The following is a 20,511-nucleotide window of genomic DNA, read 5'->3' on the forward strand; positions in this document are numbered from 1 at the left end:
ATAAAATTATAACTGAATTGCTGCTATACGGATTTTCTTCTTCATCGCGGTAACTGTTGGTATGGATTGCTATTTACTGTTTAGAATAATTTCAAATGCATCTTTTTTAATCACATCCTTACTTTTTTGGTAATAGTGGGCTATATATTGAGTATAATCTTTATCTGCCCGGATTGACGACAGGCTGTTCTGGGAAGGTGCTTTTTAAAAATATACATAACTCAATATGCAACCTGTGAGGTTTGACCATGTCTAAAATTGATTCCCTTGAGCTTTTGGAAAAGATGGGAGGAACCGATGCTGACTCTCTTACAGAGTGTATCAGTAGGCACCATCTTTCCAACCTCGGTCGGGATTACAGCCGGCCGGACCTATTTTCCCTGTATCAGGCTCTGGCCTTCTCGCTGCGGGACAGACTTGTCGGTAACTGGATCAAGACTCAAAGATCCTACTATAACCAGAGGGCGAAAAGCGTTTATTATCTTTCTTTAGAATTTCTTCAGGGAAAGTCGCTGGGTAGCAATGCCATGAGTCTGGGAGCGGAAAAGGAATGCAATGAAGCTCTAAAGAATTTTGGTGCGAATCTTGATGATGCGGAGAGTGCCGAAGCGGATGCCGGACTTGGAAATGGCGGGCTCGGCAGGTTGGCTTCGTGTTTTCTTGATTCCATGGCTACGCTGGGCATTTCTGGGTACGGCTATGGAATCAGATATGAATATGGAATTTTCAAGCAGGCAATTGAAAATGGAGAGCAGGTGGAGCTGCCTGATGACTGGCTCCATTCCGGCAACCCCTGGGAGTTCCGCAGGCGGGGGTTCATGTTTGATGTTAGGCTTTACGGTCGCGAGGAACAGTATACGCACGAGGATGGTTCTCCCCGTCAACGCTGGGCTGACACAGCAAAGGTGATGGCTATGCCGGTGGATATGCTGATCCCCGGCTACCGCAACGGAAATGTGATCAACATGAGATTGTGGGAGGCCCAGCCTGCCCGGCGGTTCAATCTGGACCTGTTCAACAGCGGAGACTATATCCGCTCCATGGAGGACGCGGTCCGGTCTGAAACAATCTCCAAGGTATTGTATCCCAGTGACCAATTGACTACCGGGCGGGAGCTACGTCTTGTCCAGCAGTATTTTTTTGTGTCGGCGACCATGCAGGATATGATGCGCCGCTTTAAAAAACTTAAGCTTGATTATTCGGAACTGCCGAATCGGGCTGTTGTCCAGCTTAATGAAACCCATCCCGCAATAGCCATTCCCGAACTTATGCGGATTCTGGTGGATGAGCATATGTTGAACTGGGATCAGGCCTGGCGTATCTGCAGGCGCACTTTTGCCTACACAAACCATACTGTAATGCCCGAAGCCCTTGAAAAGTGGCCTCTTGATATGATGCGCAGGGTACTGCCCCGGCACGTTTCCATCATCTTTGAAATCAATCGGCGGTTTATGGAAGATGTAAAAGCCAAGTTTCCCGGTGACGAAGAAAGGCTTAAGCGGATGTCTATCATTGAGGACGGTGAGGCCCCTCAGGTGCGCATGGCCTGGCTGGCTGTGGTGGGCAGCTTCACCGTTAACGGTGTCTCCGCTTTACATGGTGATCTGATTCAGAAAACTATTTTCAAGGATTTTGTGGAGATGTTTCCCGGCAGGTTTACCTCGGTGACCAATGGGATAACTCCCCGCAGATGGTTGAAGCAGTGCAACAACCCCCTTTCGGATCTCATTACTGAAAAAATAGGTCCGGAATGGGTGACCGATCTTGACCGGCTGCGCGACCTTGAGCCATTCGCTGATGATTCGGAATTTCAGGAACGCTGGTATGATTGCAGACTGAAAGCCAAGGAACGGCTTGTTGGGTATGCCCGGAAGGATTACGGACTGTATCTGCCTGCGGACTGGATGTATGATGTTCAGGTAAAGCGGATTCATGAATATAAAAGGCAGGTTCTGAATATTCTCCACGCGGTCACTCTTTACTGCCGGTTGAAGAATGATCCCGGCAGTGTCTCGGTTCCCAGACTGAAAATGTTTGCGGGCAAGGCTGCTCCGGGATATTTTCTGGCCAAAAGAATAATTCGGCTGATCAATTCAGTTGGTGCGGTGGTGAACTCTGATCCTGCTGTTAACCATAAGCTTCGGATTGCTTTCATGCCTAATTACCGGGTGTCTCAGGCGGAAAAGATTATTCCGGCAACAGATCTTTCAGAACAGATATCTCTCGCCGGAACGGAGGCTTCGGGAACCGGAAACATGAAGTTTGCTCTAAATGGAGCCCTTACCATCGGGACTCTTGATGGTGCCAACATCGAAATAATGGAAGAAGTAGGGCGTGAAAATATGTTCATCTTCGGAATGGACTCCTCTGACGTGGTGACCCGCAGATATAACGGATACAATCCTTCAGAGGTGGCATCATCCGACAAGGAGTTGTCCGAAGCTCTTCACTACATAGGAGACGGTACTTTTTCCGAAGGAGACCGTGACCTCTTCCGGCCGGTTCTTGATTCCCTGTTTGATGGTGGAGATCCCTATATGGTGCTAGCAGATTACCGGGCTTATATTGACGCACAGGATCAGGTGGATGCCCTCTGGCTGGACCGTAAAAACTGGATCAGGAAGTCAATCCTGAATACAGCCGGGTCCGGCAGATTCTCCAGTGACAGATCGATAAAGGACTACGCAGCGCGGATTTGGGGAGTCCGCCCCATGCAAAGCGAATCATAGAGCTTGTTTAAATGAAAATATGAGTACAGCCGCTGTGTTTTATGGCGGCTGTATTTTTATGCGTGGAAGGTTGCTTTTAAAAAAGGATTTATTTTGAGCCCTGAATGTGTTTTGTTCTGTTTCAGCTTTAAGGGGATCTTAGTCTCCCTTTGCTTTCCAGTGTAAATTTTATATATTGCTTGTTTCCTAATGACCTTGAAAAACGGATAACTGAGAAATGGATATAAAAGTACGCCCGGTAACAATTTTATTGCTTATTATCATGCTGGTAGTCGGGACAGGTGTCGGACTTTACCACTACGGCATGTTTGACTCCTTACTGTCAGAAGAACAGGAAAAAACGACAGGCGATGCCGGTCAAGGTCCTGTTGTGCGTAAAGAAGTAAATGATCTGGTTCTGCCTTTGAAGTCTTCAGAAGGTGAGTCTGTGGATATGAATGGCCAGGAATTGAATGAATCAGAGATTTCGCAGGGGGACATGGTTAAGGCGGCAGAGGAAGGGGAACAGCAGATGGCTGAAAATACAGTGGCCGAGGTCCGCCCTGAAGCTGCTGATGAAAAAGGACAGGAAGAACCTGAGTTAGCCAAAACCATGGATTCTTCTGCTTCCGTCCCTGAAAAAAAGACTGAGCCGGAGAATAAACAAAGAGCATCGGGTGTAGCAGGTTTCCTCAGCATTAAATGCGAGGCCGGAGCAATAGGCATTGAAGTTCCTTTGGACGCAGATGCGGGCAAGGTCAAGTGGTTCAACCTGGACAAGCCGCGCAGGCTTGTTGTTGACATGGCAGGCAAATGGGAGAGTAAAGGAAAGTCCCTTTATCGTTTGAAGAACTGCGGGGTGGAAAAGGTAATAGTCGGTGAGCATCCTGATAAGCTCCGGTTTGTATTTTATCTTAAACAGGAATTTCCTTCGAAAGTAGCTCCAACCGTAAAATCGATCAGTCCCGGCCTTTTTATAGAATTTAAGTTCTGATGCAATGCTGATTGTGCCTGAAGTCAGCATGGGTATTGGAAATTATTCATGCACAGGTTGCGCCTGGAGGATCATCTTTGTGGGGCTTCAACTGTATTTATATGAAATCTTATTCTGCGTAACATAAATGTAACAATCGGGTCATTGCTCTGTAACTCGTTATAGATATCAAGGGACAATCGCATGATGGCCGTGAAGGCCGCTGCGTTGATCTGTCTATTAACTCGGGGTCGCAGAGGGTTGGCCCGTTTATTTATTTTATATGAAACTTGTTACGGAGAGTGTTCCAATGGGGCAAGCTGTTAAAATCGCTTCCAGAAATCTCGACTTTTACTATGGTGACTTCAAGGCTCTTGAAGATATCAGCATGGACTTTGAAGAAAACAGGGTAACCGCGCTTATCGGGCCTTCCGGTTGCGGTAAAAGTACATTTCTTCGCTGTCTGAACAGGATGAACGACCTGATCCCGGGTACTAAGGTGGATGGAGATCTTACTCTTGATGAGGAAGATATCTACGCTCAGGGGTTGGATGTTGTTACCTTGCGGAGACGTGTGGGTATGGTTTTTCAGAAGCCGAATCCTTTTCCCAAGTCAATTTTCGAAAACGTGGCTTACGGACTGCGCGTCAACGGAATTCAGGATAAGGAATTCATTGCACGCAAGGTGGAGGAAAGTCTCAAGGGCGGTGCTCTCTGGGATGAGGTTAAAGATCGCCTCCACAGCTCCGCACTTGGTCTCTCCGGTGGTCAGCAGCAGCGCCTGTGTATTGCCCGCGCCCTTGCTGTCGAACCTGAAGTCCTGCTTATGGACGAGCCTGCTTCCGCTCTCGACCCTATCGCGACTCAGAAGATTGAAGATCTGATCCACGAGCTTAAAAAGAATTTTACCATCATCATTGTTACCCATAGCATGCAGCAGGCTGCCCGAGTTTCCGACCAGACGGCATTCTTCTACATGGGACGTCTGATCGAGGTGGGCAACACTGAAACGATGTTCACCAAGCCCAAAAATAAACAGACAGAAGATTATATCACTGGTCGTTTTGGTTAATTCCCGTTGGGGATATTCTCCAGCGGTGGCCGTTCAGATCCGTTTGAGTCCGCAGACGGAAGTTTATATGATTACGGACATTCACAGTTCTTTTAGGAGACGATAGGTATGGAGCAGCGTGCTAATTTCACGAGAAAAATGGATGATCTGAAAGTTCTGGTTCTGCGTATGTCCAGCATGGCTGAGACTGCAATGCTTAACTCTGTCAAAGCCCTTGCCGACTGCAATGCCGAACTGGCCGAAGATATTATCCAGAATGATATCAAAATCAACGAGCTTGAGTGCGAACTGGACAAGTTCAACATTGAGCTTCTGGCTCTTGACCAGCCAATGGCCAGGGACTTGCGTTTTATCGTCGGCTCCATGCGTATTACCAGCAATCTTGAGCGCATCGGTGACGAGGCTGTAAACTTAGCTCACAGGGCTGTTTTTCTCAGTACCCGTCCTCCGCTGCCTTTTAACCAGCTGTTGGAACAGATGTCTCAGGTGGCAAGCGATATGGTCAGCATGGCGGTAAAATCTTTTGCCGATGAGGATATTGAGCTTGCGAACAGAGTCTGTGGAATGGACAATGAAGCAGACAGCCTCAATTTGAGGATTCTTAAGGGACTGATCGAGAATATGGTTTCCGAAACAAGAATTGTAGAGCGTGGAGTGCATCTCATTATGGCAGCCAGCCATCTTGAACGTATTGCCGATCAGGCAACCAACATCGCTGAATCAGTTATTTTTATAAATCAGGGAATCAACATCAAGCACCAGTGCCGCGGTTAGCCTCTCGGACTTTTTAAAAAGATGATTAGGGCCGGATTCGTTCCGGCTCTTTTTTTTTGCACGTTCGAATAAACCTTGTCAGGCCGAAATGCTCTGGTGAATTAGGTTTACATCAGCCCTTTTTTAGGATAGAAGCAATTCTCTTAATCTCAAGCTGGAAAACCTTATCCGGAAGATTTAAAAATATCTGGCGGGTAATGGCTGTGATTAAGTTATCCCTTAACGGGCATTAGGGACAAATGCGGTCAAGAAGACCAACGGACAGTCTGGGCATCGGCTGCCTCGGAACGCATGAGCAGGTTGGATCCAATGCATTTTTCCCACAATATATATGCCGAAATTTTGTCCGAGGACATCGTTGTTGGAGGTAACCCATGGAAAACAATGAAAACATGAACGCCGAAATGGAAATGGACTTTGAGGCTGCCCTCGAAGATTATCTTAATGCCGATTTCGGAAACCTGGACGAAGGAAGCATCGTTTCCGGTGAAGTTGTAAAGGTCGACAAAGACTTCGTCCTTATCGACGTAAACTTCAAGTCCGAAGGTCAGATTGCCGCATCAGAATTTCTTGATGCAGAAGGCAACATGACTGTTGAGGTTGGTGACAAAGTAGACGTTTTTGTTGCTAACAAAAACGAAAGCGAAGGAACCATCCATCTCTCCCGCGACAAAGCCAAGCGCATGCAGCTCTTCGACAAGCTCGAAGAAATGCAGGAGCAGGAAGGCGTTGTCGAAGGCAGAATCATTCGCCGCATCAAAGGTGGTTACACTGTTGATCTCGGCGGAGTTGAAGCATTCCTGCCCGGTTCTCACGTTGATCTGCGCCCCGTTCCCGATATGGACGCTCTCGTGGATCAGACTTACGAGTTCAAAATTCTTAAAATCAACCGTCGCCGCAGCAACGTTATCGTTTCCCGTCGTGTTCTTCTCGAAGAACAGCGCAACGAAATGCGTTCTCAGCTGCTCGGTACCCTCGAGGAAAACCAGACCGTTACCGGTAAGGTTAAAAACATCACCGAATACGGTGTGTTCATTGATCTCGGCGGTCTCGACGGACTTCTGCATATCACTGACATGTCCTGGAAGCGCATCAAGCATCCCAAGGAAATGGTTGCTCTCGGTGATGAGCTGGAACTGAAAGTTCTGAACTTCGACAAAGAAGGCCAGAAAGTTTCTCTCGGCCTCAAACAGCTCGTTCCCGATCCGTGGGAAGACATCTCCGGTAAATACCCCGAAGGTGCCAAGTTCTCCGGTAAGGTTACCAACCTCGCTGACTACGGTGCATTTGTTGAGCTTGAAGCAGGTGTTGAAGGTCTGGTTCACATCTCCGAGATGTCCTGGACCCGCAAGCTGCGTCATCCTTCCCAGATGGTTCGCGTAGGCGATGAAGTGGATGTTGTTGTTCTGGGTGTTGATCCCGACAAGAAACGCATCTCTCTTGGCATGAAGCAGGTTAAACCCAACCCCTGGGATGTTGTTGCTGAGAAATTCCCCGAAGGTACTATCCTTGAAGGCCAGATCAAGAACATCACTGAATTCGGTGTGTTCATCGGTATTGAAGACGGCATTGACGGCCTGATTCACGTTTCCGATATCTCCTGGACCCGCAAGGTTCGCCATCCTTCAGAAGTTTACAGCGTGGGCGATACCGTACAGGCTAAAGTCCTCACTGTTGACAAGGAAAACGAGAAGTTCACCCTCGGCGTGAAACAGCTTTCCGAAGACCCCTGGTCTCAGGTTCCCTCCAAGTATCCTGTTGGCTGCACTCTTGAAGGACTTATCACCAACATTACCGATTTCGGCCTCTTCGTTGAAGTTGAAGAAGGTATTGAAGGTCTGGTTCATGTTTCTGAGATCTCCCACAAGAAGATCAAGAATCCTTCCGAGATGTTCAAAGAAGGTGTTACCATCCAGGCTAAAGTTATCCATGTGTCTGCTGACGAGCGCCGCCTCGGCCTCTCCATCAAGCAGCTCAAGGAAGAAGGCGAAAAACGCCAGTCCAAGGAATTCCGTTCCGGTCCTGCCGACAGCGGCAACTCCCTGGGCGAACTGCTGAAACAGAAACTTGCCGATGCTACTGAAGCAAAGGCCGCAGAGAGCGAGGATGAAGAATCCTAAGAAAGGGTTCTCTGTCAGACATCCGTTTCTTTTCGGTTTAAGTCTGCTTATTATGGCTGTAGCCCTCATTTGGGGGGCTGCAGCCTTTTTTCATGGCAGCGCCGTGTTTTCATCCGGAAAGATCGGTATAGTCAATGTTCAGGGAACCATCACCGAATCATTGCCTACGGTAAAATTCCTGCGTGAACTGCGCAGGGATGAATCTGTCAAAGGAGTGCTGTTGCGCATCAACTCCCCCGGCGGAACGATTGCACCCTCTCAGGAGCTTTACCATGCGGTGAAGTCCTTTGCGGATGTTAAACCTATTGTTGCCTCATTCGGTACAGTCGCTGCTTCAGGGGGTTATTATGCAGCTTCTCCTGCCACGAAGATTCTGGCCAGTTCCGGGTCTATTACCGGATCTATCGGGGTAAAAGCCGAATACGCCAATTTCAAACAGCTTATGGACAAAGTCGGAGTTCAGCCGATAGTCATCACAAGCGGCAAACTCAAGGGGGCCGGTTCTCCATTTTCAGAACTTACACCCGAGCAGCGTGAATATCTTCAAGGCTTGATCATGGATATACATAATCAGTTTGTGGATGATGTTGCCAAAGCCAGAAAGCTTAAGCGTGAAGATGTTGAGAAAATTGCTGACGGACGTGCCGTGACAGGCCGTGAGGCCAAGGAAATGGGGCTTGTTGACCGTCTCGGAGGATTTGAAGACGCAGTGGCTGTACTCAAGGTCCTGTGTAGCATTGAAGGTGATGTTGCTGTTGTGGAAGGCCCGGAAGAAGAAAAACCTCTTCTCCAGGAGTTGCTTGGCTATTTCGGTATTAAACCTGAAGGAACTGCCACTGGTGACGGGCTTATAATATCTTTTTAGGCAGGACATTCAGTTGCTGCTTTGAGCTCAGGAGCCTGCCTGTCTTGATTCTCTATGATGGTTTGCCGGTAAAAATCAGCTGGGGTAAACTTCTCTGGCAGAGGATGTAATTATGAAGTGCACATTTGCTGGAGTCGGTTCCGCCTTTGATGCCGGGCAGACAAATACATCCATTCTCATTGAATCTACGGACAGTTCCATACTTCTGGATTGTGGATTCAATGCGGGGCATTCTTTTGCCAGAATCTCTGAACGGCCTGCGGATCTTGATTTGTTGTGGATATCGCATTTTCACGGTGACCACTTCTTCGGGATTCCATTTCTGATCGGTTATCTTTTCAGTTCAGGAAGGACCAGGGATTTCATGATACTCGGCCCTGCGGGAGTAGAGGAGAAAGTTATTTCGGCTATCGAACTTGCCTATCCAAGTCTCCTTGCGAAACTGCCCTTTAGACTCGTGTTTGAAGATGTTGCCCCCGGAGACCAGTTATGCAGGGCAGGATTTGAAATCAGTTTCTGCTCTGTTGAGCATTCCCAGTCGGCCTTGTCTGTCCGTGTTGGTAAGGATGGGGCAGCCGTTTTTTATAGTGGTGACGGCCGTATGCTTGCAGAGAGCAAAGCTCTTGCTAAAGGTGCAGACCTTGGGATTATGGAAGCATATTATGTTACAGAGCAGGTTCAGGGGCATTTTACAGTTCAGGAATGTATAGATTTTGCTACTCTCACTGAAATGAAGCAAGTTGCACTTGTGCATATGGACCATTCTGTGAGAACCTGTAAAAAAGATGAGATAGTTAGATTATTAAATAAATATGAGTCTATTGAGGCTGTTGTGCCTGAAGAAGGGCAGAGTTTTCTGCTGGGTGAGACCGATAGGAAGCAGCTATGCGACAAGTGAGGATTAAGTGGCAACCCAATATGATCAGATAGTAAGGGATTATTTTGAAGGGCAGTCGGGACAGGTTATCCTGCTCAGTGATGAACCTTCATTCTATAAGCTCCTTAGAGGTACGCTGTATAAGATACTGGCTATCCGCCGTGATTGCCTCGGTTTTTTTCAGGAACAGTCCAAGGCTATGCTGGAAATCAAAGACAAGACCGGCAGCGGGGTTCCGGTGTTGGTTTTTGTAGAGCGGCTTTTAAGAGGAAAACCTTCTGCCGATTTTATTCTGAATATCCGTAAGCTGTTTCCTGAAGTAAAGCTTGTTGTACTCACCGGTGAAATCGGTGAGGAGGATCTAATTTTTCTCCATGAGCTGGGTGCCAACAACATAATTACAAAACCTGTTTCTGTGGACAGTCTGGTTCAGAAACTGGCTTTCACAATCAAACCTCAGGGGAAGCTTAACCAGCTTGTTGAGGGGGGAAAACAGCTTCTCAGGCGTGGCGAACTTGAGAAGGTTATGCAGATAAGTGCAAAGATACTGGAAATCAAGCCGGACAGCCCCGCGGGACTTATGCTTCTGGGGGATGCTTTAAGCGGTATGGGGCGCAGGGATGAAGCCCTGAAAGCCTACCTGAAGGCTCATAACCAATCAAAGGTATTCATGGAGCCGATAAAGAAGCTTGCTGAATTCTATAAGGGCAATGACGACAATGAGTACCTGCGCTACCTTAAAAAGCTAGATTCAATCAGCCCTCTTAATACGGAAAGAAAGTGTGAAATAGGGCGTGTCTATCTTGAGCGTGAGGACCTTGACGAGGCTGAGTCATATTTTGACCAGGCTGTTCGATGCGCTGTGAGGGAAGCCCACAGTTACCTGTCACAGGTAATGAGCGGCATTGCCGAATCTCTTTTCGATGTAGCTCCGGAAAAGGCGGAGAAGTACTATTCAAAACTGCTTGCCGTAAAGGCCGGCAGCCTGACTTCCGAAGACCTGGAAACCTACAATAGGCTTGGGATTGCGCTCCGTAAACAGGGCAAGTGGAGGCGTGCGGTTGAAAACTATCAGGAAGCTCTGAGAGTCGCGCCGAATGAGGCCGGATTATACTATAATATAGGGCTGGCTTACTCGGACGGTAAAGAGTATGCTTTGTGCGCTAAATACTTCAAGCGTGCAGTGCGCTCGGAGCAGATGGTGCATAAGTCTGCACCTTCTGTGGCCAGAAATATAGCCGGTATTTTTCTCAAGGTGGGAATGCATGAAGAGGCCCGGGTTGTAATTGAAGAGGCCATGAGTGAATTCCCCGATGATGAAAGGCTTAAAGCCCTGTTGAAAAAGGCCACGGCTAAAAACTGATTTCTGCTTATAGTGCTGATAAATATAGCTCCAGGATTGTTCCCAGATGACTTTCTTCACCGTTGTGGTTTCTTGCTTTATCCTTTTTCTGATACTTTACGCACGCTATATGAATGCAAACGGGGACATCTCCAAACGCAGGATCCAGCTGGAAAATCTTCGTGATCAGGTTGAGTTCAGAGTCAAAAAACTCAGGAGAGGAACCGAGCAGATCAATAAGGAAATCGGAGAGGTTTCAGAGAGAATTGAGGAGTTGAAAATTCTGCTTGAGGGACCGTTGGAGGATATGGATGATTCTTGACTTGATCCTTTTGGCTGTAATTCTCATTGCTGCTTTGATTGTAAACCGGATGCTTTCCAAATGGCATGATGAGACGATCAAAGTCATCAGGCGTGAAGAGGATAATTTGCGGCGTAGCATGTCTAGTGCTGTTCGTGAGCAGAAAAAGGCACTTGTCAGACTCCGTGAGTTAAAGACTAAGCTGGTCAATCTTGAACAGGCTGCAGCAGACAGTAATCTTGATTTTAAGGGAATGTAAAACTAGTTGATCAGTAATGACGCAACCCCGTAGGCATAAATATGCACACGGGGTTTTTGTATGTACGCTGTTTGAATCAGAAGCTGAGATCGCCTGAAGTCACTGGGTCACTGTTGGTGAAATCTGCAATAAGTGTCGCAGAGGTAGAACTGTCACCGTCCCCATCATAAAAAAGCTTGTCATTCACATCGTCATAGACAAAATAAGTCTGACTGTCGGCAAGCCCAGTCTGACCGTCAAAGTTTGATATTGTGGTAAAGCGTGAGACTGCGGTTGAGTCGAAGGCTAGACTATCGAATTTGAAAGTATCTTCCCCGCTCTTGAAATTATCAATGGTATCTCCACCTTCAGTAAGGGCATTGTAAACCAGCTGTGTGCTCTGTCCGGTATACAGATTAAAAGTGTCTGACCCGCCAGCCCCGGTAAATGTGTCAGCCGCGGCACTGTTGGCTGTGAATGTGTCCCCGTTACTTGATCCGATGACGGCTTCTATTGATGACATGGTGTCTTCATCAGTGGCCGCGATCAAAGATGCGGTTCCAGCTGCCAGGTCAACACTTATGCCGCCACCGCCTGCATGGTATGAGTAGTCAACAATATCAGTTCCGGTTCCGCCGATAAGTGAGTCAAGGCCGAGCCCGCCGATGAAGGTGTTATCCCCTGACTGTCCTTCAAGACGGTCATCTCCGTCCCCGCCATCCATGTAGTCATTGCCTGCCCCGGCGTATATAATGTCGGAGTCAGCCCCGCCGCTCATGTGGTCCTGACCGCCATTGCCCCATATGGTGTCGTTTCCGGCACCTCCGGTAAAAGTAGAGTTGTGCTCTCCGTCAGCCAGCTTGTCGTTTCCGTCTCCACCTTCCATGATGTTGTTGCCATAGTTGGCTGCAATATCATCATCTCCTATTCCGCCAATGAGTGTATTGTCTCCACTGCTGCTCCGGATATGATCATTTCCATCGCCGCCATCCACGTAGTCATTTCCTGAGTGGGTCTGAATGGTATCGTTACCTGTTCCGCCATAAACTGTAGCGGTTCCTAGGACGGTGTCGATAGTATCATCTCCACCCATGCCGTAAACAGTATCGTTTCCATCGTGGGTAACAATGTTATCAGCGTAATTTGATGCGATAACCTGTTCGAAGCTTGAACCCGCAACGTTATCTACATCAGTTCCTGCGGTAACGGTGACCTGATCCGAGGCGTTGGCAAGTCTCATGAAGATTCCAGATGATGCATAGGTGTAGTCGAGAGTATCAACTCCTGCTCCGCCATCAAGGGAGTCAAGACCATCCCCACCGGAAATATAGTCGTTATCGTTGCCGCCGATGAGGATGTCTGCTCCATTGCCACCGGTAAGACTGTCATTGCCATCAGCACCGTAGAGAGAGCTGCCACCGCTATAAGCAATAAATATATCTGCGTAAGCGGAGCCATCAATATTTTCCACACCGGTTATTGTATCAACATCAGTTCCAGGGACAACCGTAACAGTTGCATTTCCTGAGTTAAGGTCAAGAGATACTCCTGTAGAAGCATAAGCATAAGAGATGGTGTCAATTCCGCTGCCGGCATTGATGGAGTCTACCCCATCTCCACCGGAGATGGTGTCGTTGCCGATTCCGGTATCCAATGTGTCATCTCCGGCCCCGCCGTCAACATAGTCATTTCCGTCTCCGCCCCAGAGAGTATCTATGCCGTCAGCGCCGAAAAGAGTATCATCTCCCTCGTTACCGTACATTCTGTCATCGCCGGAAGTACCTGTGAGAGTATCATTGCCGCTTGTGGCTGCAACAACTTCAAAACCGCTGATTGTATGCACATCTCCACTTGGTGAAAGGGTTACTGAGGAACCCAGATCAAGGTTGATGCTTGTTAAGCCAATACCGTAGTATGATAAAATATCAGACCCTGTCCCGCCGATCAGGGAGTCTGTTCCGGTACTTCCTGTGACCCGGTCATCTCCGGCTCCTGCATCAATGGTATCGTCTCCGCTTCCACCTGCGATTGTATCGTTGTCGTCCCCGCCTTCAATGAAGTCATTACCGCCACCACCGTCAATAGTGTCGTTTCCGGCGAGTCCGGTAATGTATTCATCTGCGGAGGTTCCGATAAGTGTGTCGTCAGAAGCTGTTCCGGGAATCGGGGTAATACCGCCGGTAACGGGCATCCCGTCAACAGCTATATTCATCTGTGAAACAGCATCTCCGGTAACATTGGCTATGAAATGTTGTCCCCCGGCAGTGTTGCCGTTATCGTCGTACCAGAGATTGCCATCTGTATCGTAAACGAAACCGGGATCTGTCCCGAGTAAATTCGCAGTGCCGGTGTAGGATCCGCTGTATGATTCAAAACCGGACGCAGGGCTGTAGTTTATACTGCTAAAATCAAAAATGTCGTCAGCTGAGGAAAAGTTCTGTACAACTTCACCGGTAGGCGATGTCCCGCCAAGATCAGAGTACACGAAAACATCGAGTCCGGTCCCGCCGTCTATGATATCAGCTCCGGTTCCGCCTATTATGATATCATCCCCGGCACCGCCCAGAATGGTATCGTTACCACCATTACCTTCAATGTAATCGTGATCATCTCCGCCGTTTAGGTAGTCATGGGTGACCCCGCCGATTATGGTGTCGTTACCGGAATCGCCTTCAATGGTTCCCTGTGCGGCTGCGTAAGGACCGCCGGAGGGGGTAAAGGTTACACTGTCGTCTCCAGCTCCACCGTAGATGTATGCCACATCCCAACTGACGGTTACCTGGTCGTTTCCATTGCCTCCGTATACAGTGTCTGTTCCAAGGCTTAGGGATATCCAGTCGTTTCCGTCCCCGGCATCAATGTAATCACTGTTTTCGCCGTTGTGGATTGTGTCGTCTCCACTTCCACCGTAAAGAGAATTGGAGCCATAGCGCCCGCGGATAATGTCATTTCCGTCCCCGCCATAAACAATGTCGTTCCCATAATCTCCGTTTATGGAGTCATCTCCAAGACCGCCTATCAGGGTGTCGTTTCCGTAGCCGCCATCAATGGTATCATTGCCATTGTACCCTTCAATGAAATTGTCTCCACTACTGCCGCGAAGGCTGTCATTACCCGAGCCTCCTTCGATATTCTCAATGCTGTCGAGGCTGAGAGTGTTGATTACTGTTCCTGCAGCATTTTCAATGGAAGCGGAGCCGGTGGTCGTGGTGATGCTGACATTTACATCAGTGGTAAGTGACTCAAATGAAATTGTGTCATATCCGGCTCCACCCTGAATCACGTCATTTCCCAGAAGCGGCTGAAATTCGTTGTCCCCGGCATCGCCAATCAAGTAGTCATCATAGTTGGAGCCTATCACTCCTTCGATATGCAGCAGGGAATCCTGACCGTCCGCACCGGTTGAGGTTCCGGAACCGAGGTCTACTGTTACACTTCCAGTGGCGTCAGAGTAGGATGCGTAATCCAACTCGCCCGCGGATCCTGTCCCGCCGTCAAGGTAGTCGTTTCCGGTTCCACCATTGAGCAGGTCTTCTCCTTCGTCTCCGTAGAGAGTATCTGCGCCATCGAGCCCGTAAAGATGATCATCAGCCTGAAGGCCGTAGATCGTGTTTGATGAAGAGTCACCTGTGAGAGTGTCAGAGCCGCTGGTCCCGGTGATCACCGCACTTGATGCAGCCTGCTCTGAGTCTGATTCCGTGTCTGTTTCGGGTGCAGGTTCCTCTCCTGCGGTATCCTGGTCTTCGTCCAGGATTTCTTCATCATCTGTATCCCCGGATTGTTCTTCGCCCGGATTACTTTCGGGTGGGTCATCCGGTTCTGTAAGCGGAATTCCCCCTTCAGCTATTGTCTCACCCAACCCACCTTCGGGGTTGGTTTCTTCTACGGGAGATTCGTCTCCGCCTTCAGCGGGTTCTTCGCCGCCGGCTGCGCCTTCAGCTTCAGCTTTAGCATCGTCCTTGCGGTCTTTTTCTTCTTCGACTTCTTTTTCTTTGCCGGGAACTTCCTTTATATTTACTTTGCGGGGGTCGAATTCTTTTTCCTTGACCAAAGGAGCTTCCGAACCCTCGAGATCGCTCTTGGCATGTATAACACTCCCGAGTTCCTCTCCTTCCTGTTCTGATTCTCCGCCCGGCTCGATATCGGCAGGCAGTTCTCCCTGCCCGATTTCTGCTGCTACCTGAGCAGTCTGTTCGCCGTCCTGTTGCTCTTCTGATTGCTGTTCCGCCTGATCTTCGCCCTGTTCCTCATTTTGCTCTTCAGTCTGTTCTTCTACAGTATCTTCATCGTCATCCCTTTCTTCCCGCTCATCATCGCGCTGCTGCTGGATTTCCTGTTCCTGTCTGATGTTGGCCGGAGCTATTTCACGGAAGGTGTTGAATTCCTGCATGCTCAGTGAGCGGACAGGGGAGAGCGCACCGGAGCTTCCCACATCAACAAGTCCCATGGACTGGCCGATCTGGCGGACTGCACCGGTGATATTACTCTGGACAATGAGAGCCTTGCCGGAGTGAATCTGTTCGACTCCGTGCTTTTCTCCGTTACCGGGGATGACTTCATGAACAGTGGTGGTCCCCCTGATACCGATGGTTGCCAGAGGGGTTCCTACTTTGAAACGTTCGGGGTTCTGTTCGGCGATTTTACCGGTGACCATACGGAAGGTTCCCTGGGTGATATCAACCAGAAAGTCCGAGGCTCCGTTTTCTTCGTATACGTAATCGTCGAGGGCTATGCGGGAGTCCGCGCCTTGAGAAAGGAGTGTGTCGTCTATAAATCTGATTTCCACATTGCCGGACGCACCAGTTACAAGCTCCTCTCCCTGATAAATGGGGGAGCCTGCTTCCAGTGCCCGCATCCCTGAAGCGGATTCGGCATATACTTCACCTGACAGTCCGGTAACTACACCGATTTCATTCAGGTTTTGTGTACTTTCAGGCATCAGATCTCCTAAATGCTGCCTCTTTTCTGTGAAAAGAGATTCGTCAAAGGCTGATTAGGAAACTTTACAAATATAAAGATATGTACTTTTTGCCTTCTAAGCAAGTTTTAAAATGTTTCTCTTGTGTAACGAAAAACTTTTGCATGTATTATGCCTTTCAGTTTGTGTTTTGCTGAGTCGGTTATTTAATCATAAATATGATGGTAGGTTGTGAATGTTTTTAAATTGTGTCTGTCGCATTATAATGGTGTCATTAGAGAAAAAAATGCCGCTTCTGCAAGCAGAAGCGGCATTTTTCAGTCTATAGCAAGTTTGACTTAGGTAACAACAGAGATATCGTCCGCGCTCATATCGTTCACACCATTAAGTGTCGCGATAAGTGTTGTCCCGCCTGACTCACTGCCGTTGCAGTCATACCAGAGTTTATCATTGGTATCGTCAAAAACGAAACAGGCTTCGGTTCCTGATATTCCGGAATTGGTTCCATCATATTCTTCAGATATTTTCGCAAAGTTGTCATCGGCTGCGGAATCGAAATCCTCTCCTTTGAACAGAAAGCTGTCTTCACCTGAAACAAAATTGAATACATTGTCGCCGCCTTCACTTCCGGCTTCATAAACGAGCAGGGATTTCTGTCCGTTGACGAGGGTGATTGTATCGTTTCCTCCGGCCCCCTGTATCGTATCATTGGGACTGCTGGGGCAATCCGGGATTATTCCGCTGCTGGCGGTGATGGAGTCGTGTCCAGAACCCCCGACTACAGCTTCTATGCTGCTGAAAGTATCGGTATACCCATCATGTGAGGCGGTTCCGGACCCGTCCGCAAGGTCAATGGTGATTCCGGTACTTGTTCCGGCAAATGAGATTGTGTCACATCCATCTCCGCCGATGATGCTGTTATCACTTTCACCGCCTTCAAGAATATCGTTTCCGTCAGCGCCATCAAGCCAGTCACTGCCATCGCTGCCTTTGAAGTGGTTTTCCTCTTCAGAGCCGATAATGGTATCATCTCCACCGGTTCCGATGACATTCTCAATGTTTTTGAGGGTGTCGGTTTCCCCACTCAGTTCACCGGATTCGTAGCCGCTGGCGAGTTTCACAGTGAGTCCGTCATAGCTGGTATCGTAGGCATAGGATACCCAGTCGCTGCCTCCACGTCCGTCTATGGCGTCATTTCCTCCGCCTCCGGTAAAGGTCTCCCCGGCACTGCTTCCGGTAAAGGCGTCGTTATATTCCGTGCCGATGAAATTTTCCACTCCGGTGACGGTAAAGCTGCCGCCGCCATCATGAGGTCCGGTGGCGCTGCCTGTGGTGTAATTCACTGTTACAGCAGAATCCACTTGTTCAAAGGAGATTGTGTCGGTCCCTGTTCCTCCGTCAAAGTAGTCATTGCCGTCACTGATAATGAGTGTATCGTCTCCGTCTCCACCGTAAAACGTGTCAGCATCAGAAGCGCCAGTATAGGTGTCGTTGTTGTCGGTTCCTATGAAGGTGTCGAAGGAGTCAAGCAAAGTGTCCGTGTCGGACCCGTGGGTTACGGAGTTGGCGGCGATATCTATACTTACCCCGTTGTTTTCCAAGTCCGCATAGGAGACCGTGTCGTAACCATCTTCGCCTTTGAGCTTGTTTGAGCCTTCACCTCCGAACAGGGTGTCATTGCCGTCCCCGCCTTTAATGGTGTCATCTCCGGCAAGTCCCATAAGTATGTTGTCTGCGGAAGAACCGTAAATTTTGTCAGCTCCGGAACTGCCTTCGGCGTTTTCTATGTATCTCAGAGTGTCTGTTTCAGAACCGATCACTGCGCTGCCGTCAGTCCCTTGGTGCAAGGTTAGCGTAACTCCTGAGGAGGTGTAACCGTATGATACCCAGTCTTCGCCGTTGCCGCCATCCAGAGTGTCGCAGCCCTCTCCACCGATGAGGTAGTCATCTCCCGCCTCACCCTTTATGTAGTCGCTGCCCGCACTTCCATCAAAGGTGTCACTTCCGGAACTGCCTTTAAATATATCGTTTCCGGATGAACCTTTGAATTTTTCGATGTTGACAATAGTGTCCAGCCCGCTTGCGTGATGCGTTGCTGTCCCTTCTCCTGCAGCGCTCAGAACCAGTTCTACCGGATCACTGTAATCCTCATAACTCAGGCTGTCTTCTCCGGAGCCGCCGTCAATAAAGTTGGAACCGTTACCTCCGTCTATGAAGTCTTCCCCGCCGTTACCTTTTAAAGTATCATCTCCCTCTCCGCCGGAAATGGTGTCGTCTCCTGCATCTCCCAGAATGAAGTCATTGCCGCCTTCCCCTTTCAGAATATCCGCGCCTTTGCCTCCGTCAATGGTGTTATCGCCGGAATCTCCATTGATAATGTCGTTTCCAGAAGTTCCAATGACGTTTTCGATGTTTCTTATTTCTATCAGGCTTTGTTCAACTTCATTGCTGTCAAATATGCTTGCCGTGGACGAGCCTAGGTCAACATTTACGGTATAGCCTTTGGATATATTTTCAAACTGGATCCAGTCACTTCCGTCCTTGCCGTCTATGTAGTCTTTATTGTCGTCAGGGGAGTCGGGGTGATAGTCTTTGCTGAGAAGAGGCTCGAACCTGTTCGACCCGTCATCGCCGATAAGAGTGTCAGCGTAATCTGAACCTATAAGGCCCTCTATGTTCACAAGGGTATCATTCCCGTCTGCTCCGGTGGCAGTTCCGGTTCCTGTTCCGCCGAGTGTAGCTGTTATGCTTCCTTCCGCTTCGGCGTATGACGCGAAGTCAACCTGATCTTCGGCTCCGGTTCCTCCATCGAGGTAATCATCTCCGGTAAGTCCGGTCAGGGTGTCGGAAAGTTCCTGCCCATAGATAGAGTCGGCATCTGCGGTTCCGGTGAGATTGTTTTCCTCTCCTGAGTCTCCTACAATCGCTCCTTCCGGGTATTCTGAATCGTCTTCATCTGAATCGCCATTGCCGTTACCACTGTCGTCACTGGTATCGGAGTCTCCGCTTCCCGCGAGAATTGTGTCATCATTGTTTTCAGTTTCATCAATGATATCTTCTTCGTCCTGTTCGGAGGTGTTTTGGCCGTTACCTTTAGCGCTTTCTTCCTCAGCGGGCTGCTCTCCGGATTGTCTTTGTGACTGATCGTTTTGAACTAATTCCTGCTTGTCACCTTCTTTCGGCGGCTCAGCGAGTTTTTGCCCGTTGATTTCCTGCTGGTTTGGTAAAATATCGCCGCCGGGATTTATCGCGCCTCCGTCCGGAAAGAGAACACTGTCTATGTCTTCACCGGCGGGAGTGTCTCCTCCTCCGGGAGTTACATCCTGAGGAATTCCATCCTGCTGTTCCTGAGGTTGTTCGGCTGGCTGTACGTCATCCTGTCCCTCCGGACCACCATCTCCCTGATCCGGGGGCTGCGCATCACCTTGTTCTTCATTCTGCTCATCAATTTGGTCCTCATCGTCATTGGCATTCTTTTCCTGCTCTTCACGGCCGGATTCTATTTCCTGTTCCTGTCTAATATTTGAGGGTGCAATCTGGCGGAATGAATTGAATTCCTGCATCGTGAGCGGGCGAACCTGCGAGAGTCCCCCGGAAGAGCTTACATCCACCAGTCCCATGGACTGGCCTATCTGCCGTATGTCTCCGGTTATGTTGCTCTGGACAAGGAGTGCTTTTCCGGAATGAATCTGTTCGACACCGTGCTTTTCGCCGTTTCCCGGGATTATCTCATGGACAGTTGTGGTTCCCCTGATGCCGATTGTGGCAAGGGGAGAGCCTACTTTGAATTTGTCAGGATTGGTTTCGGCTATTTTACCGGTGACAAGGCGGAATGTTCCCTGAGCCATATCCACGAATAATTCAGACCCTGATTCGTTGCCAGGATCGTAGGCGTAGTCGTCAAGTGCAATACGGGAATCAGATCCCTGGGATAAAAGAGTGTCATCGCTGAAGCGGACTTCAATATTGCCGTCTGCACCGGTAACAAGCTCTTCTCCCTGATAGATGGGGCTTCCCGGTTCAAGTGCTCTTACACCGGAAGAGGATTCGGCAAAGGCTTCCCCTGTAAGGCCGGTAACTACACCTATGGAAGGGGCTTGTGCTTGTGAAACAGGCATTTGAACTCCAAGATTATACTTGTGTTATTTGTAGAATAGTGTCTTCGTGGGTGGTATGGAACCTTAAATAATAAATTATCCGCAAACAAGTCTTAAATGTACTAAAAAGCGGACTGTCTGATATTTATACTAAGCTGCAGGGTTTTCAACTTGTCCTTATGCCTGAAGAACCGGACTGTCTGTAAGTGGACAATTCCTTCCTGCA

12 protein-coding genes are annotated in these 20,511 nt (G+C 48.9%); 10 read left to right on the plus strand and 2 right to left on the minus strand.

Annotated elements, in window-relative coordinates; translation table 11 throughout:
• Positions 1 to 248 precede the first annotated feature (248 nt).
• From ACZ5PW_RS04205 to ACZ5PW_RS04250, 10 genes are all read left to right on the plus strand, one after another.
• Positions 249 to 2,729 carry a glycogen/starch/alpha-glucan phosphorylase gene (locus tag ACZ5PW_RS04205; RefSeq protein WP_464558243.1) on the plus strand — a complete coding sequence of 827 codons (2,481 nt, stop codon included), beginning with the start codon at positions 249 to 251 and terminating at the stop codon, positions 2,727 to 2,729.
• A 217-nt stretch (positions 2,730 to 2,946) separates the two neighbouring features.
• Positions 2,947 to 3,702: an AMIN domain-containing protein gene (locus tag ACZ5PW_RS04210; protein WP_464558245.1), complete on the plus strand. Its 756-nt coding sequence runs from the start codon at positions 2,947 to 2,949 to the stop codon at positions 3,700 to 3,702.
• Positions 3,703 to 3,991: 289 nt separating this feature from the next.
• Positions 3,992 to 4,753, plus strand: a complete 762-nt coding sequence (gene pstB / locus ACZ5PW_RS04215; RefSeq protein WP_464558247.1) for a phosphate ABC transporter ATP-binding protein PstB — start codon at positions 3,992 to 3,994, stop codon at positions 4,751 to 4,753.
• A gap of 108 nt (positions 4,754 to 4,861) precedes the next feature.
• Positions 4,862 to 5,527 carry a phosphate signaling complex protein PhoU gene (gene phoU, locus ACZ5PW_RS04220; RefSeq protein WP_464558249.1) on the plus strand — a complete coding sequence of 222 codons (666 nt, stop codon included), beginning with the start codon at positions 4,862 to 4,864 and terminating at the stop codon, positions 5,525 to 5,527.
• Between the two features lie 374 nt (positions 5,528 to 5,901).
• Positions 5,902 to 7,647: a 30S ribosomal protein S1 gene (locus ACZ5PW_RS04225; RefSeq protein WP_464558251.1), complete on the plus strand. Its 1,746-nt coding sequence runs from the start codon at positions 5,902 to 5,904 to the stop codon at positions 7,645 to 7,647.
• The gene (sppA, locus tag ACZ5PW_RS04230; RefSeq protein ID WP_464558253.1) at positions 7,634 to 8,512 is read left to right on the plus strand and encodes a signal peptide peptidase SppA; all 879 of its coding nucleotides are present in this window, start codon (positions 7,634 to 7,636) and stop codon (positions 8,510 to 8,512) included. Before ACZ5PW_RS04225 ends, sppA begins: the two co-directional genes overlap by 14 nt.
• Positions 8,513 to 8,624: 112 nt before the next feature.
• Positions 8,625 to 9,410, plus strand: coding sequence for an MBL fold metallo-hydrolase (locus ACZ5PW_RS04235; protein WP_464558255.1), 786 nt, complete (start codon positions 8,625 to 8,627; stop codon positions 9,408 to 9,410).
• Between the two features lie 7 nt (positions 9,411 to 9,417).
• Complete coding sequence (locus tag ACZ5PW_RS04240) at positions 9,418 to 10,752, plus strand: tetratricopeptide repeat protein (RefSeq protein WP_464558257.1); 1,335 nt, start codon at positions 9,418 to 9,420, stop codon at positions 10,750 to 10,752.
• A 46-nt stretch (positions 10,753 to 10,798) separates the two neighbouring features.
• Positions 10,799 to 11,053 (plus strand): hypothetical protein, encoded by a 255-nt coding sequence (locus ACZ5PW_RS04245; RefSeq protein WP_464558259.1) that lies wholly within the window; start codon positions 10,799 to 10,801, stop codon positions 11,051 to 11,053.
• A complete protein-coding gene (locus tag ACZ5PW_RS04250; protein WP_464558261.1) occupies positions 11,043 to 11,291 on the plus strand; it encodes a hypothetical protein in 249 nt (82 codons plus the stop codon). The genes ACZ5PW_RS04245 and ACZ5PW_RS04250 overlap by 11 nt, the downstream gene beginning before the upstream one ends.
• Before the next feature lie 76 nt (positions 11,292 to 11,367).
• On the opposite strand, the gene ACZ5PW_RS04255 is transcribed toward ACZ5PW_RS04250, so the two are convergent.
• Both ACZ5PW_RS04255 and ACZ5PW_RS04260 read right to left on the minus strand, forming a co-directional pair.
• A complete protein-coding gene (locus ACZ5PW_RS04255) occupies positions 11,368 to 16,209 on the minus strand; it encodes a FecR domain-containing protein (protein ID WP_464558263.1) in 4,842 nt (1,613 codons plus the stop codon).
• Between the two features lie 317 nt (positions 16,210 to 16,526).
• Positions 16,527 to 20,306 carry a FecR domain-containing protein gene (locus ACZ5PW_RS04260; protein ID WP_464558265.1) on the minus strand — a complete coding sequence of 1,260 codons (3,780 nt, stop codon included), beginning with the start codon at positions 20,304 to 20,306 and terminating at the stop codon, positions 16,527 to 16,529.
• Positions 20,307 to 20,511: the final 205 nt, after the last annotated feature.

This window comes from Maridesulfovibrio salinus, assembly GCF_055394525.1.

Coding starts and splice junctions, on each gene's coding strand:
- ACZ5PW_RS04260 (WP_464558265.1), bottom strand. CDS start 20,306: ATGCCTGTTTCACAAGCACAAGCCCCTTCCATAGGTGTAGTTACCGGC.
- ACZ5PW_RS04245 (WP_464558259.1), top strand. CDS start 10,799: ATGACTTTCTTCACCGTTGTGGTTTCTTGCTTTATCCTTTTTCTGATA.
- phoU (WP_464558249.1), top strand. CDS start 4,862: ATGGAGCAGCGTGCTAATTTCACGAGAAAAATGGATGATCTGAAAGTT.
- sppA (WP_464558253.1), top strand. CDS start 7,634: ATGAAGAATCCTAAGAAAGGGTTCTCTGTCAGACATCCGTTTCTTTTC.
- ACZ5PW_RS04210 (WP_464558245.1), top strand. CDS start 2,947: ATGGATATAAAAGTACGCCCGGTAACAATTTTATTGCTTATTATCATG.
- pstB (WP_464558247.1), top strand. CDS start 3,992: ATGGGGCAAGCTGTTAAAATCGCTTCCAGAAATCTCGACTTTTACTAT.
- ACZ5PW_RS04225 (WP_464558251.1), top strand. CDS start 5,902: ATGGAAAACAATGAAAACATGAACGCCGAAATGGAAATGGACTTTGAG.
- ACZ5PW_RS04250 (WP_464558261.1), top strand. CDS start 11,043: ATGATTCTTGACTTGATCCTTTTGGCTGTAATTCTCATTGCTGCTTTG.
- ACZ5PW_RS04235 (WP_464558255.1), top strand. CDS start 8,625: ATGAAGTGCACATTTGCTGGAGTCGGTTCCGCCTTTGATGCCGGGCAG.
- ACZ5PW_RS04205 (WP_464558243.1), top strand. CDS start 249: ATGTCTAAAATTGATTCCCTTGAGCTTTTGGAAAAGATGGGAGGAACC.
- ACZ5PW_RS04255 (WP_464558263.1), bottom strand. CDS start 16,209: ATGCCTGAAAGTACACAAAACCTGAATGAAATCGGTGTAGTTACCGGA.